The organism is Desulfonatronospira sp. (assembly GCA_003563255.1).
GTDB lineage: Bacteria > Desulfobacterota > Desulfovibrionia > Desulfovibrionales > Desulfonatronovibrionaceae > Desulfonatronospira.
The window spans coordinates 1-14,097 of sequence record PWSL01000199.1 but is presented as its reverse complement, the minus strand read 5'-3'; the positions used below and the strand labels follow the sequence as shown (position 1 = coordinate 14,097).

The 14,097-nt window shown below is 51.6% G+C and carries 11 protein-coding genes; all 11 read right to left on the bottom strand.

Annotation, left to right across the window (positions count from 1 at the left end):
* Window positions 1-148 precede the first annotated feature (148 nt).
* Window positions 149-1,915, bottom strand: a complete 1,767-nt coding sequence (gene treZ, locus QZP87_RS05870; protein ID WP_291321990.1) for a malto-oligosyltrehalose trehalohydrolase — start codon at window positions 1,913-1,915, stop codon at window positions 149-151.
* Between the two features lie 627 nt (window positions 1,916-2,542).
* Window positions 2,543-3,916, bottom strand: coding sequence for an NADH-quinone oxidoreductase subunit N (locus QZP87_RS05865; RefSeq protein WP_291321991.1), 1,374 nt, complete (start codon window positions 3,914-3,916; stop codon window positions 2,543-2,545).
* A gap of 89 nt (window positions 3,917-4,005) precedes the next feature.
* Window positions 4,006-5,619: an NADH-quinone oxidoreductase subunit M gene (locus QZP87_RS05860; protein WP_291321989.1), complete on the bottom strand. Its 1,614-nt coding sequence runs from the start codon at window positions 5,617-5,619 to the stop codon at window positions 4,006-4,008.
* A gap of 72 nt (window positions 5,620-5,691) precedes the next feature.
* Window positions 5,692-7,791, bottom strand: a complete 2,100-nt coding sequence (locus QZP87_RS05855; RefSeq protein WP_291321988.1) for an NADH-quinone oxidoreductase subunit L — start codon at window positions 7,789-7,791, stop codon at window positions 5,692-5,694.
* A 76-nt stretch (window positions 7,792-7,867) separates the two neighbouring features.
* Window positions 7,868-9,379, bottom strand: coding sequence for a proton-conducting transporter membrane subunit (locus QZP87_RS05850; protein WP_291321987.1), 1,512 nt, complete (start codon window positions 9,377-9,379; stop codon window positions 7,868-7,870).
* A 65-nt stretch (window positions 9,380-9,444) separates the two neighbouring features.
* Window positions 9,445-9,753 (bottom strand): NADH-quinone oxidoreductase subunit K, encoded by a 309-nt coding sequence (locus QZP87_RS05845; RefSeq protein WP_291321986.1) that lies wholly within the window; start codon window positions 9,751-9,753, stop codon window positions 9,445-9,447.
* Window positions 9,750-10,274 carry an NADH-quinone oxidoreductase subunit J gene (locus QZP87_RS05840; protein ID WP_291321985.1) on the bottom strand — a complete coding sequence of 175 codons (525 nt, stop codon included), beginning with the start codon at window positions 10,272-10,274 and terminating at the stop codon, window positions 9,750-9,752. The genes QZP87_RS05845 and QZP87_RS05840 overlap by 4 nt, the downstream gene beginning before the upstream one ends.
* Window positions 10,275-10,814 carry a 4Fe-4S binding protein gene (locus QZP87_RS05835; protein ID WP_291321984.1) on the bottom strand — a complete coding sequence of 180 codons (540 nt, stop codon included), beginning with the start codon at window positions 10,812-10,814 and terminating at the stop codon, window positions 10,275-10,277. It abuts the gene before it with no gap.
* Window positions 10,811-11,794 (bottom strand): NADH-quinone oxidoreductase subunit NuoH, encoded by a 984-nt coding sequence (nuoH, locus tag QZP87_RS05830; protein ID WP_291321983.1) that lies wholly within the window; start codon window positions 11,792-11,794, stop codon window positions 10,811-10,813. Before nuoH ends, QZP87_RS05835 begins: the two co-directional genes overlap by 4 nt.
* Window positions 11,791-12,951, bottom strand: coding sequence for an NADH-quinone oxidoreductase subunit D (locus QZP87_RS05825; protein ID WP_291321982.1), 1,161 nt, complete (start codon window positions 12,949-12,951; stop codon window positions 11,791-11,793). The genes nuoH and QZP87_RS05825 overlap by 4 nt, the downstream gene beginning before the upstream one ends.
* Window positions 12,948-13,535, bottom strand: a complete 588-nt coding sequence (locus QZP87_RS05820) for an NADH-quinone oxidoreductase subunit C (protein ID WP_291321981.1) — start codon at window positions 13,533-13,535, stop codon at window positions 12,948-12,950. The genes QZP87_RS05825 and QZP87_RS05820 overlap by 4 nt, the downstream gene beginning before the upstream one ends.
* Window positions 13,536-14,097: the final 562 nt, after the last annotated feature.

Below are 14,097 nucleotides of genomic sequence, written 5' to 3'. Positions count from 1 at the left end.
CAGGAAATCCTTCGGATTTGTTTAACCGGGCAGGCCCGAGTTAAACCCTGCTTTGCAGGAAATCCTTCGGATTTGTTTAACCGGGCAGGCCCGAGTTAAACCCTGCTTTGCAGGAAATCCTATTGCTTTCGAGCGTGGCATACTTTGTTCAACTCTTGCAACTCAGCACGGCTACACTGTGGCCAGGCAGAAACAGGTCCCGGCCGTAGAGTGAGGCGAGCGCATGCGAAGCAAGCACAATGTGCAAATCCACAGCCTGCTCATCCAGGGAAACTGTCTGCCGGATGGAGGCAAAATTGCATGCCACTATGGCAGACCCACGGTGTATCACCAGCCATTCATCCTCTTCATGAAAATCCACCCGCACCCGGTCCAGTCGCCCACTGCTCAGGTCGAGACCATGGCGGCGAAGAATAATAAGCTGCTTATGCCAGTCAAGGATCTCAGCGTGTATGTCCAGATGCATCTCTTGCCAGTCAAGCCTGGAACTGGCAAAGGTTTCCAGAGCCTGCGGGTCGGGTATGTTTTCAGGCTGCCAGCCGAAATCCGCAAACTCGGCCATACGTCCCAGGAACACGGCCCTGGCCAGATGCTTATCCTCGTGATCGGTGAAATACAGAAAAGGCGTCTTTGCCCCCCATTCTTCTCCCTGAAAAAGCATTGGAATGAAGGGTGAGGTCAGCACCAGGGCCGCTCCAATCTTGAGCTGTCCCGGGGTGAGCAGGTGAGATGTGCGCTCTCCACCGGCCCGGTTGCCCACCTGGTCGTGATTCTGCAGGCAGCCCACAAACTGGTGACCGCAAAGGTCCGGGGCAGGACGGCCATGTCTGCGGCGACGGAACACTGAATAAGCCCCGTCATACACAAAGCCTGTTTCCATAGCCCTGGCCAGTGGGGACAGCCCTCCGAAATCGGCGTAATAACCATGGTTCTCTCCGGTGAGGGCCGCATGCAGGGCGTGGTGAAAATCCTCGTTCCACTGGGCATGGACATCATATCCGCCGGCGTAAGTCGGCCTGACAATACGAGGATCATTGAGATCGCTTTCGGCTATAAGCACCAGATGCCGGCCCAGCCCGGCCTCAAGCTCCCTGACTTCCAGGGCCAGTTCCTCCAGGAAGTGCCTGGCTGAAAAATCAAATAATGCATGCACCGCATCCAGGCGCAGACCGTCGAAATGATAGTCCCTCAACCACATGAGAGCGTTATCTATAAAGAACCGGCGGACTTCATCGCTGTAGGAACCGTCAAAATTCACCGCTGACCCCCAGGGGTTGCGGTAGCGGTCGGTAAAATAAGGTCCGAAACGGGGCAGATAATTGCCCTTGGGCCCCAGGTGGTTGTAGACAACATCCAGGATCACCCCCAGACCCCGTTCATGGCAGGCATTGACCAGTTTCTTCAGATCCTCAGGGTGGCCGTAGGCGTGGTGCGGTGCATAAAGACCAGTCCCGTCATAACCCCAGCCGCGATTCCCTGAAAACTGGGCCACGGGCATGAGTTCAATATGGCTGACCCCCAGCTCAACCAGGTGATCAAGCTTCTCCAGTACTCCCAAAAAAGTCCCTTCCGGGGTGAAGGTGCCCACATGAAGCTCATAAATAACGGCCGAAGGCAGGGGGGCTGGCTGAAAGCCCTGATCACTCCACTCAAAGCGGCCGTGATCCAGCCGCCTGGATGGGCCATCAACGCCTCGGGGCTGCCAGGACGATCGGGGATCCGGCAAAGGTCCGTCACCATCCAGAAAAAAAGCATAGTCCTGGCCGTGGTCTGGACTTTTTTCTGCAAGCCACCATCCGTCTTCTATCTCAAGCATGAGGGTTCTGTCTTGTCCCTGTGCCAGCTCCACCATTTGCGCCCTCGGAGCCCACACCCGCAGCTGCTGGAGCGATGCTTCACCGGCATGGTACTTCATTAAGCCTCTTTTCTTAGTTGCTCCAGAAGCTGGATCAACCTGTAAATTGTGCATGCATAGAATAGAGGTATCAGTTTAGCCCTTTATAAGGAAAGCAGGGGACAGGCACTCCGGGACCCATTTGAGCATCATTTTGTGCTAAAATATCTCATTTTCTGGGACAAGTGGGTCCCGGAATAACCAGTCCCCATGCCACATGCAAAGCGCTAAACGGGAGCATTACGCGTTTCTGAATAACCGGATGGGGACAGTCCCGAAGCCGGGGACTGAATAACCGGATGGGGACAGTCCCGAAGCCGGGGACAGTCCCCGTACCAAGAGCCTAATAAACAGTTTTTAACCCAAAACAAGCTATGATAAATTCCTTATGTGTTCAGTTTTCAGAAACGCGTAATGCTCCTCGCTAAACAGATACGAATAGAGAAGTTTCGCAGCAGCGATGATTTGCGGATAAATAACCGCGTGAATTAACAACATACGGAAGCAGAACATGACCTCAAAGAGATTATTGCGCTGACTCTGCAGCCTGCCCGAGTACCATGTCCATTCCGTCAGTTTATAAAACGAAAACAGCCCTGCATCCATTGGATGCAGGGCTTGAATACCGCATCTATCCGTTGAGCTGCATCATGACAGGATAATCTGGCTGGCCTGGACCAGGAAGTCAAATATATTCTGGGGCATTACACCCAGATAAAGCACACTCAGGGCCAGTATCACAGCAATGGATGCACCTACGGGACTAAGGCTGATCCTGGCTGGGACTACTTCATCCAGAGTGTAGGCATGTCTTACCAGGTTCAGGTAGTAGAAAATGGCCAGGGCTGTGTTTATTACCCCGACAATAACCAGCCAGTAGAACCCGGCATCCCAAGCGGAATTGAACAGAAAAAGCTTGCCGATAAAACCAGCGGTGGGCGGCAGTCCCACCAGGGCGAATGCTGATACCGCCAGCACGAAAGCCAGTATGGGCGAACTGGAATACAGCCCGCGCAGATCGCTTATATATACGTTCTTACCATCGTGAGAAATGCGGGTAATGATCCAGAATATAGTCAGGTTCATAACCATGTAAACGAGAGCGTAATACGAGGCCGCAGCCAGCCCGTATGCACCTCCGGCTACCAGGCCCATAATGATAAAACCTGCATGGGCTACGCTGGAATAACCCAGAAGCCTTTTTACGTCTTTTTGAATCAAGGCCACCAAGTTTCCGAAGGTCATGGAGATGGCGGCAAAGACGGCCAGGATTGTCTTGACTTCCATGCCGGGATTAAAGGCCATGAGCCGGACCATGATGACTATGGCTCCCAGCTTGGGCAGGGTAGCGGCAAATGCGGCTGTTTCGTTGCTGGCTCCCTGGTATACGTCAGGGGCCCAGAAATGAAAGGGGAAAAGGGCCAGTTTGTACAGAAAGGCCAGCAGGAACATGGTCAGGCCGATAAGGGCCATGGGTTGACCGGTAAAGGACCAGTCCAGAGTCAGAAGTTCGTTGATGTACGTGGTATGCTGCACAGCCAGGATGTAGGATATGCCGTACAGACCTATGGCCGTAGCCACGGCCCCGAAAAGGACGTATTTGATGGCTGCTTCCACCGCCCGCGGATCATTGTTTCTGAAAGGCAAAAGTATGTATAGACTGAAAGCCGACAGTTCCAGGGAGATGTAGATGGTGAACAGTTCCACCGTGCTGGAAAGCAGGAGCAATCCAAAGGCGCTCATGTACATGAAAAAGAAATAGTCGGCCCTGTTGGCTTTGCCCAGGGAGCCTACCCGAAGAGCATTGGCCGCGCATATGGCCAGGCCGAGAAAAATAATGGTCTTGAAGAACTGTGACAGGCCGTCAATGCGGTATGATTCATAAAACATATACTCCACGCCGGATGGAGAGAAATAGGCCAGAAATGCTCCAAGCAAGGCGGCAAAAGGCACCCAAAGGATTTTGTCCTTAAGTCTGTCGCTTATGCTCTGGACGAATAAAACCGCCAGCAAAGCCACCATGTACAATTCTGGTATTATGAGTTGAGGATTGAAGTTAAGCAAGGCTTGTCTCCTTTTATCCTGCCTGGGCAGATTTTATCCGCTTGTGACTATTTTGTATCCCGGTAAAAATCAAATCTATTCTCATAAGCGTAAGACAGTGTGAACCTCATGGGCTTATCCATGTATAATTCCATCTCAATATTATTGCTGGAATAAAGTTCCGGTCCCGGCTGCGGTACAGGCTCTACCCTGATATTCTTCTCGGCCTCAAAATTATCCAGCAGATTTTCAATGGAGGGGCTGATAAAGCTTAGAGCCCTTCCTGGGGCGACACCAAGATAAATGACCAGAATGCCCAGCGGCACCAGGTATACCCACTCCCTGCTGTTCATATCAGCCCAGCCTTTGACGCTGCTGGGTTTACCCCAGCCAACATTAAGAAGCAGGCGCAGGAGGTAAACCAGGCCCAGTATTAGGCCGATGACAAAAAGCACTCCCAGGATATAACTGGCTTCAAATACCCCTAGCAGCACCAGTAGTTTGCTGAAAAAGCCGTTTGTACCGGGAAATCCGAATGCAGCCAGAGAAAACAGCAGCAGAAAGCCTGTATACGCGGGCAAATAACTGCTCACACCCATATTTTCAGAGAGTTCGCGGCTGTGGCTGCGCTCATAAATAAGGCCTACCAGCAAAAACATAGCGCCGGTGATTATGCCGTGGTTGACCATGTGCATAATGGCCCCTTCAACGCCTCTGAAGGCAAACACGAATATTCCCAGGGTTACAAACCCCATGTGGGCAACCGAAGAATAAGCAATCAGCTTTTTCATGTCTGACTGGCCGATGGCCAGAAGGGATCCAACTATAATGGATATCAGGGCCAGGGTTATCATAAGTGGCGCGAAAAACTCACTGGCTGCCGGAGTTATGGGCAGGCAGAAGCGCAGAAAACCGTATGTGCCCATTTTCAGGAGGATGGAAGCCAGCAGCACACTGCCAGCTGTGGGGGCTTCAACATGGGCGGCAGGCAGCCAGGTGTGAAAGGGATAAAGGGGCACCTTGATGGCAAAAGCCAGGGCCATGGCCAGGAAAGTCCATACCTGAAACTGAAAGGCGTACCTGTGATCCATAAGTTCAGGGATGGAAAAGGTGCCGGTATTGATGAAAAAAGCGATAATGGCTGCCAGAAATAAGGTACTTCCGGCCAGGGTGTATAAAAAGAACTTCAGGGAGGCATATCTTCTCTGAGGCCCCCCCCATACAGCGATCATAAGGTACATGGGAATAAGCATGGCTTCCCAGAAGATGTAAAAGAGAATAAAGTCCAGTGCGCTGAAGATGCCTATGCATGCCGTGGTCATGAGCAGCAGGCAGAAGTGAAACTCCTTGACCCTTTGCCCAATGTACTTCCAGGAGCACAACACGCATATGGGCAATAGAATTACAGTCAAAAGCACCATAAGAACGCTTATCCCGTCAATGCCGAGGAAGTAGTAGATATTCCAGGCCTCGATCCAGGCATGCTTTTCCACAAATTGAAACTGGGCTGTTGTGGTGTCAAAGCCCAGCAGTATAGGGGCGAGCAGGACACATTCTATAAGACTTACAACCAATGTGAACACCCTGATGTTGTTGTCTCCTCTGATGAAAAAGAGCACTACCGCAGCGATAAGCGGAAAAAAGATCAGGGCGCTGAGCACGGGAAAACCTGTGTTAAGCATGGTCGGCTACTCCGGCAAACGGTTTATAGATGTTATATGCATTCATTCGGATTATTGTCCTGGTTCTGCCTGTCATGACAGCCAGAAAAAGCCGCAGACTATCAGGGCTATAATAACGGCCAGGGCCAGATACTCCTGGATCCTGCCGTTCTGGATCCTGGCCAGGGTTCCCCCGGCACTGTTCTGAACATGGTAAGCAAGTCCGTCCAGAAATCCGTCAATACCTTTTTTGTCAAACCAGACGGAAATACTGGACAGACCAAACACCCCTGACGGAGTCAATTTGTTTATGACCGTATCAACAGCTATCTCAATCTTCTCAGCCACGAACCTGGCTATTCCCATGACACCTCTGGCGAAGAACCAGTTGTAAAAAGCATTTATATACCACCTGTTCCACAGGAAAGCATGCACCACCTGCACCAGCCTGGATCTTTCGTATACCAGGTCGGCATCCCATTTTCTGGCTATGTAAAACATGTAGGCCGGAATAACACCGATGAGTACGCTGCTAATGGAAAGTACCATGATCAGGGTCTTGTCAAATGATGGTACGCTTAGAACAGTTGAGTGCGCCAAGTCCTGAACCAGCTGAGTCTCAAAAAGTCCATAAAGGGCATATTCCACACGCATCCCCATGAGGCCGAATATGACTATCCCTGCCGCCAGCACACCGCATGCGATAGTCTGTGGCAAATACCCCTCATGAACATGGTGATGGGGTTTTTTTAGTTCCTGTTTGATATGCCTGCTCTGCCGTCCGTGAAACATCATTCCGAAATACCGGGTGGAGTAAAAGGCTGTAAATATAACCGATACAAGAACTATCAAAAACAGCATCATGTGCTGGGACTCCAGGGTAGCCAGCAACACGGCCTCCTTGCTCCAGAAGCCGGGCAGAGGCGGTACTCCTATGAGAGAAAGGGTCGCCAGACCCATGAAGAGCCAGGTGTAAGGCAGAAACTTCCTCAAGGCACCCATATCGTTTATATATATGGAGTGTGCCGCGTGAATGACCGTACCCGCGCAGAGGAACAGGCAAGCCTTAAACATGGCATGGCTCATGAGGTGAAAAGTACCGGCGGCATATCCCTTGACCAGCAGATCCTGGCTGAACCCGGCCACACCCAGGGCCAGCATCATGTAACCTATCTGGCTTACAGTAGAGTAGGCCAGAATTTTCTTTAACTCCAGGGCCACAAGCCCCTGACTGGCCGCCAGAAACGCTGTGATGGCACCGATCCAGGCCACAATCAGAAAGAAATACATGGCTTCTTCCACCCCGGCGGTCCAGTATCCGTAGTAGAATATTGGAATGAATCGGGCTATTAGAAACACGCCGCTCTTGACCATGGTGGCGGCGTGGATCAGGGCTGATACAGGCCCAGGTCCGGACATGGCCTCAGGCAGCCATTCATGCATGGGAAACTGGGCCGATTTGCCGACAGGTCCGGCTATAAGGAGTATACTTACCAGGATAATCATCCCCGGGGTTGCAGCCATGGCCGGAATCCATTCCGGGGCCGTCTGGTAGAGTTCCAGGACATTGAAGGTGCCGGCATAGAAGTACATGATGAGTATGCCACCGAGCATAAGCATATCACCCACGCTGGTGACGATGAAAGCCTTTACTCCGCAGGCTGAAGGCTTGTCAAAGGAGTACGGCTCCGGGCCGCCGATCCAGTATTTTTTCTCGTCGCGGTAGTAAAAACCGATAAGTCCGTAACTGCATAGTCCCACCAGCTTCCAGCCGATAAATATGATTATGAGGTTGTTGGCCAGTACCAGGAGCAGCATGCTGCCGATAAAGGCGTTCATGAGCATCCAGAAGCGCATGATACCTGGATCGCCCTTCATGTAGCCTAAACAATAAACCATAATGAAAAAACTGATAACCGCCACCACATTGGCCACGATTATACTCAGAGGATCCACCAGAACCCCGAAGCTGACGGTAATGGGCGTATGCAGCCACACCAGCTGCGACTCCAAGGGCAGGTTTTCAGCGCTGAATACCAGCGGAAACAGCATGACTGCACAGGCTGCCGCCAGAAATGAAAAGAAGACAGCTCCGAAATTCATCACCGTGGTGCTGATGCGTGCCAGAAACGGGGTAACAAGGACCCCGATGAAAGGGAAGATCAGGCAGAGCCACGCAAGCTGAATATCCATATTCGTACCCACCTCAAGGTTTATAGTTCTTATCTATGGGCTGTATTTACAGCGCTGGGTAGAAAAAACCCAGTAGTTACATGTTGGCTATTGCACTACTGATGACCGGTTCGAAAAGCTCCATGACCAGAGTCGGGTAAAGCCCCAGAAACGCTGATAAAAGGATAATAGCGATGAGTGGTGCCAGCATTACCCAGGGCGGATCCTTGATATGATCATCATTGGCCAGCTTTTCCGGGAGCGGACCAAAGAATATTATGCGTGTAAAATGCACTGCATACGAAATACTTAATAGAATCGCCATCAGCCCGATGATTCCGATGACCAGGCCGAAAGTGTCTCCGCGCTCGAATATTCCTGCAAACATCACCACTTCCGCGGCAAAGCTGCTGAAAGGCGGTATACCAGCCAGCATCATGCCCCCGCTTAGAAAAACCAATGCGGTAATGGGCATTTTTGCCCCAAGTCCGCCCAGATATTTTACGTTTCTGATGTGGGTCATATAAACTACCAGACCGCAGGCGGAAAAGAAGACCGTCTTGCCCATGATGTGACTCAGGAAAAAGAACAGCCCCCCTTCAATGCTGGCGGCCGTCAAAGCCCCGATGCCCAGCATGGAATAGGCGCTCTGACTGATGGTTGAGCAGGCCGGGATGCGTTTCATATCCCTCTGAGCCAGGGTAAGCAGTGAGCCGTAAACCATGGTGATTACAGCCAGTACCATGATGTACGGTCCGAAAACCTGAAAATCGTCCCACAGGGGCAAAACCAGCATCCTGACTATAATATAAGCCGCAATATTGGCATACACCGCAAGAAGTCCGGCAATGCAGGTAGGATGTTCTGCGTGAACCCAGGGCATCCAGACATGCAGCGGGACGATGGCCAGTTTGGCGATCATGCCCACCAGAACCAGCAGGATAGCCCAGAACGCCAAGGGGTCTCCGGACATTGTGTGGATCTGTTCAATCTGAAATGACCCGGTCTGGGAGTAGATAAGGGCCACTCCGGCCAGGAAGAACAACGCTGAGAATATTCCCCATACAGTACAGATTATGGCCACCCATACCCGTTCATAGTAGCCGAAGTAGGCCATGAGGAAAAACAAAAACAGTGTCAGGACTTCAAGAAAAAAGTACATCAGTACCAGGTCGCTGGCAAAACTGACACCCATAAACCCCACTGGAAAGAACAGGAAGAGATAATAAAAACAAGCATACCAGCTTATTTCGCCCTTGTTTCCAATGGTCTCCGGGTACAGGACCTCGATGCGGTGATAGATATACTTTATGGAATAAGTGCCCAAAGCCAGGCAGAGGATATTGCAGATAAAGGCCACAGCGATGCTGAGTCCGTCTGCAACCAGGGTAATACTTATATCCGGGCTTTTAAGTATCTGGTACGTTTCCTCGATAGGCGCGCCTTTGTAGACATTGAAAAAGGCAAGGAGCAACAGAAGAGTAGTGTATGCAAGTCCAGCTACAGCCACCCATCCAGCTTTCATACCCAGCTGAAACCTGAAGAGCAGGATAACCAAGGCGGCCAGAGCCGGGACAAAGATTATCTGGAGTAAAATAGAGGGCATCATGTCATAACATCCTTATTTGGGCTAGAGGCGAAACCAAAGCGCAGCTTTAGATCCCAAGACATTTTTTATCCTCGCATAGTGATAAGTTTGCCGGCCTCAACATTTTTGAAGCGCCTGGAAACAACCAGAAGGATGGCCAGCAGCAGGGTTGCTTCGGCTGCGGCTATACCCATGACCAGCAAGGCCCCCACCTGTCCCAGTTCATTAGGGGCCGGTGTGAGTTGCGCAGAGGCCATGATGCTAAGGCCTGCTCCGTTGAGTATAAGCTCTATACCGAGAACAATCCCCACCAGGGTCCTTCTGTAGGCAATGCCGAATATGCCCAGACACAACAGAAAAATGGCCACCAGGTGGTAGATGGTCATTACACTCATTTTTTCCTCCTCATTTCAAAAGCCAGGACTACTGCACCAGCCATGGCTACAGTCAGCAGCAATGAGATTAGCTCGAAGGGCAGGATGAAATCCTCCAGGAAAAACTTCCCCAGAACGCTGATTTCCGTCTCTTCCGGCACCAGAAATGATGGTGGAGCAGAACGGATGGCCGCTGTAGCCAGAATAACGGCTGGCACGAGCCCGGCCACGCCGGCATAAATATACTTTCTGCCTGAGCATTTCCCGCTTTCATCTCCACCCGGCCATGCACTGGTGAGCATGATGGCGAAAAAAATTAGCACGCTGACTGCGCCGACATAGATGAGGATCTGCATCAGGGCGATAAAGGGGGCGGCCATGAGGAAAAACAGTCCAGCCACGCCGAAGAGGGTCATTATCAAGCCTACAAGTGCCCGGACCAGACTCTGGGAAAGTACAGTCATAAATCCGCCGACGACTATTATGACGATGTGCCCGAAGAGCACTGCCCAGGCCAGTCTTTCGTATTCCAGATTTTCCATTTACTGCTCCTTTTTCTGAGCCTGATATTGAAGTCTGGACAGCAGGTCGTAGACAAACTCCTGCCTGGTGAATCCGGCTACATAAACGTCGCTGGAGTATCTCAAGGCCCCGGAGGGGCAACTCTCAACGCACAGTCCGCAGAGGCAGCAATAGTTGTAGTCCAGGACAAAGGACTGCAATTCAGGCTTGGCCTTTTTAGGTGGGGCTTCTTTTTTGCTTTCTGGTTGGGCTTCGTTTGCAGTAGAAGGGGCGTCAGTCTTTTCCGGGGCCGCCTTTTTCTTGGGCTTGGAAGCCTTCAGAGAAATGCAGGCTCCCGGGCATATGCGCACACAATTGCTACAGGCTATGCACTTGGACTTCGTGGGATCTTCATCGCTTGGAACAAGCTCAATATGTCCCCGGTAGCCATCCAGGTTGGTGACCTGACGCGGGTAATGGACGGTTATCTGGGGTGATTTGAAGTTGACTGCGGTCACCTTCATTCCCACCAGCAGGCTCCACATGCCCGACAGGGTTTCGCTCAAGCTTTTGACTATCATAAGGCAATCACCGCTAAGGTTATCAGAAGATTAAGAACGGCAAGGGGAATCAGCCATTTCCAGCAGATGTTGAGCAGCTGATCAAAACGTACCCTAGGAAAAGTCCACCTGATCCAGATCATGATCAGCAGCAAAACATAGACCTTGGCCAGAAACCACCATATCCCGGGTGCAACCGGTCCCTGAAATCCGCCCAGGAACAGAATTGCGATGATACAGGCCGCCACCACCATGTAGGCGTATTCCGCAAGGAAAAAGCAGGCGAAAGCCATGCCCGAATACTCGGTGTGGAACCCGGCAGTGAGCTCGCTCTCGGCCTCGGGGAGGTCAAAGGGGTTCCTGTTGGTTTCGGCCAGGGCACAGATGAAAAAGAGAATAAAGGCCAGGGGCTGATATACAATGTACCACTGCCACGGCCAGGCCCCCTGTCCGTCGGCGATGTCGAAAAGGTTGAAGGTCCCGGTCATGAAGACCACCGACAGGACCACCAGGAGCAGAGGGATTTCGTAGGCGACACCCTGGGAGATATCCCTGGCCGCGCCTATAAGGCCGTACTTGTTCTGTGAGGCCCAGCCGGCCAGGCACAGGGCCAGGACGTTGATCCCGGTGAAGGCCAGGATCAGAATCAGGCCCACGTTGGTATTGATAACCTGCAGGTATGGCCCGAAAGGGATGGCGATAAAGCAGACAATGGCCGGGGCTATGGATATCATTGGAGCCAGCCAGAACAGGAAACTGTCCGCTCCCCTGGGGGTGAAAATCTGCTTGCCCACCAGTTTGAGACCATCGGCCAAGGGCTGCAGAATCCCGTGAGGGAAGCATGGGGGGCCCACTTCGTAAGGACCGGGTCTCCTGTGGATAAAACCGGCCACTTTCCTTTCCAGATACACCAGGACCACGGCGTTGAGGCCGACAAAGGCCATGATCGCCAGCAGGCCCACGAAAATAATAATGAATTGCGTAGGTATTGCTTCTATCATCTGTCTATCTCCGGTATGACCAGGTCAAGGCTTGCCAGAATCGCGACGGCGTCGGCGATGAGTGTTCCCTGGGCGACTTCGGAAAAGAGGCTCAGGTTGGAGAAGCCGGGGGCCCGCAGTTTGAGGCGATATGGGGATTTGCCCCCGTCGCTTACCAGGTGAATTCCGATTTTGCCCCTGGCCCCTTCAACTGCGAAGTACACATCGCCTGCCGGTGGTTTGGGACGCTTGGGAGCTTTGGGCAGGATGTAATCTCCTTCAGGCAGAGTATCCAGAGCCTGCTCGATTATTTTTATACTCTCCTGTATCTCGTCCATACGCACCAGGTAGCGGCCCATGGAGTCACAGGTATCGTAGGCCGGGATTTTGAAGTCGAAGCGATCGTAAATGGAGTAGGGTTCTGCGCGCCGCACATCGTATGGCTGCCCGGATCCCCGCAGGACCGGGCCTGTGGCTCCATACCTGCGGCAGGTGTCAATGGGGATTTCACCGATCTCTTCCATTCTTTTACGCAGAATAAAGTTGTCCGTGACCAGGTCCTTGAACATCTTGGCCCGGTCCTTGAGCCTGGCGCATTCTGTCCTGGTATCTTCGATGAACTTGTCATCGATGTCGGCGGCCACCCCTCCGAATCTGTAATAGCAGTAGGTCAGCCTGGACCCTGTGTTGCGCTGCATGATGTCCTGGATCCTTTCCCGGTCGTCAAAGGCATACATTATTGGGGTGAAGGCACCCAGGTCCAGGAGAATGGCTCCCCACCACAGTAGATGCGATGAGATCCGGTTCAGTTCGCAGGTTATGACCCTGATGTATTCGGCCCTTTCCGGTACCTCGATGTTCATGAGCCTTTCCACGGCCGCCACATGTGCCCAGTTCCAGGCCAGGGCATGCAGGTAGTCGGTCCGCCCCGGGTTGGGCAGGTACTGGGGATAGCTCATGACTTCAGCCATCTTTTCGTGCATGCGATGGATATACCCCAGGACCGGCTCGGCCCTGAGAATATATTCACCGTCGATTTCCAGCAGTATGCGCAGCACTCCGTGAGTGGATGGATGCTGAGGCCCCATGTTCAGGACCAGGGTATCCTCGCGCTCAGTGGGCTGGAACCTCTGGGAATAAAAATCCCCCTTGGTGTCTAGTCTCAGATCAAGGTTCATGATTTATCCCTGCCTGGTTTGTTGGAACAATTGGTAATTGCCTGGATAAATTCCTGGCTGTCAACGGAGACTGGGCTATGAGCCCGGTCCGGATAAAGCTGGTGCATATCCTTGAGCGAGGACTCGTCTTTGAGCAGAGGGGGCGGACCGTCGTGGTCCGGAGCCAGAAGAAGGGGAAGCAGATTGGGGTGGCCTTTAAAGCGTACCCCGAAGAAGTCGTAGCATTCTCTTTCGTGCCATGCAGCTCCGGGATAAATATCGTAAATTGAAGGTACTTCCGGATTGTCTTTGGAAACCATCACCCTGATGCCGACCCGGCCGGGCTGGTCAAATCTGTCGAAGTGATAGACGATCTGGAAGCCTTCCTGCATATCTATACAGGACACGTCTTCCAGGAAGAAGCCTGTCTGATCCAGTTTTTCCACTGCCTTGAAAAGATCCTGGGGGGCCACGAAGAAGTCGGCGTCATAGCCGGTGTAACTGGGGCCCTGCGGCTCTTCTTTTTTAGCTTCTTTCCCGGCGGTTTTTCCAGCCTTTGTTGTTTTCTCGGACGCTGTTTCCGCCTGGGCGATTTCTTCGCTCATCAACTTACCTCCTTGGCCAGGGTGCAGAGAACGTCGGTCTGGTGCAGACTGCTTTATGGTTCGCTGCCGTTTCAGGCAAATCTTCTAAGTATTTATTATAAAATATTGACTGATAAAACTCTCAAGTAAATTTTATGGGTTAAATTAACACTACAGCGAAACTTCAAAAATTTATAACCTGTCTCATAAGATGCGACTGCAAAAAGTCATAATTTACCACTACCATTTTATATCTGACATTTTGCGGGTGCATCTATTAAGATGTGACTGCAAAAAGTCATTTTTGCAGTCACAGACGTCAGAGATCAGAGATCAGAGGTCAGTAAAATCAAAGAGTTATGTAGATTGTTGATTTCTGAATTTTTCATTCCTCGACTTTATGCAGATGCATCTATCACTACAGCGAAACTTATAAAATATAATATCGTATCTCAATTGGAAACAGGCACTTTTGCCGGTTGATAAATAGCAATTGCTCCAAAAATTTGGCGGCAAAAGAGCCAGTCCCCGGAGGTCAGCCATAAGTTTCGCTGTAGTGCTATTAAGATTACCATTTATCGCT

Coding starts and splice junctions, on each gene's coding strand:
- QZP87_RS05845 (WP_291321986.1), bottom strand. CDS start 9,753: ATGAGTGTAATGACCATCTACCACCTGGTGGCCATTTTTCTGTTGTGT.
- QZP87_RS05850 (WP_291321987.1), bottom strand. CDS start 9,379: ATGATGCCCTCTATTTTACTCCAGATAATCTTTGTCCCGGCTCTGGCC.
- QZP87_RS05855 (WP_291321988.1), bottom strand. CDS start 7,791: ATGGATATTCAGCTTGCGTGGCTCTGCCTGATCTTCCCTTTCATCGGG.
- nuoH (WP_291321983.1), bottom strand. CDS start 11,794: ATGATAGAAGCAATACCTACGCAATTCATTATTATTTTCGTGGGCCTG.
- QZP87_RS05825 (WP_291321982.1), bottom strand. CDS start 12,951: ATGAACCTTGATCTGAGACTAGACACCAAGGGGGATTTTTATTCCCAG.
- QZP87_RS05835 (WP_291321984.1), bottom strand. CDS start 10,814: ATGATAGTCAAAAGCTTGAGCGAAACCCTGTCGGGCATGTGGAGCCTG.
- QZP87_RS05840 (WP_291321985.1), bottom strand. CDS start 10,274: ATGGAAAATCTGGAATACGAAAGACTGGCCTGGGCAGTGCTCTTCGGG.
- QZP87_RS05865 (WP_291321991.1), bottom strand. CDS start 3,916: ATGGTGGCTTTGCTGGCGGTTTTATTCGTCCAGAGCATAAGCGACAGA.
- treZ (WP_291321990.1), bottom strand. CDS start 1,915: ATGAAGTACCATGCCGGTGAAGCATCGCTCCAGCAGCTGCGGGTGTGG.
- QZP87_RS05860 (WP_291321989.1), bottom strand. CDS start 5,619: ATGCTTAACACAGGTTTTCCCGTGCTCAGCGCCCTGATCTTTTTTCCG.
- QZP87_RS05820 (WP_291321981.1), bottom strand. CDS start 13,535: ATGAGCGAAGAAATCGCCCAGGCGGAAACAGCGTCCGAGAAAACAACA.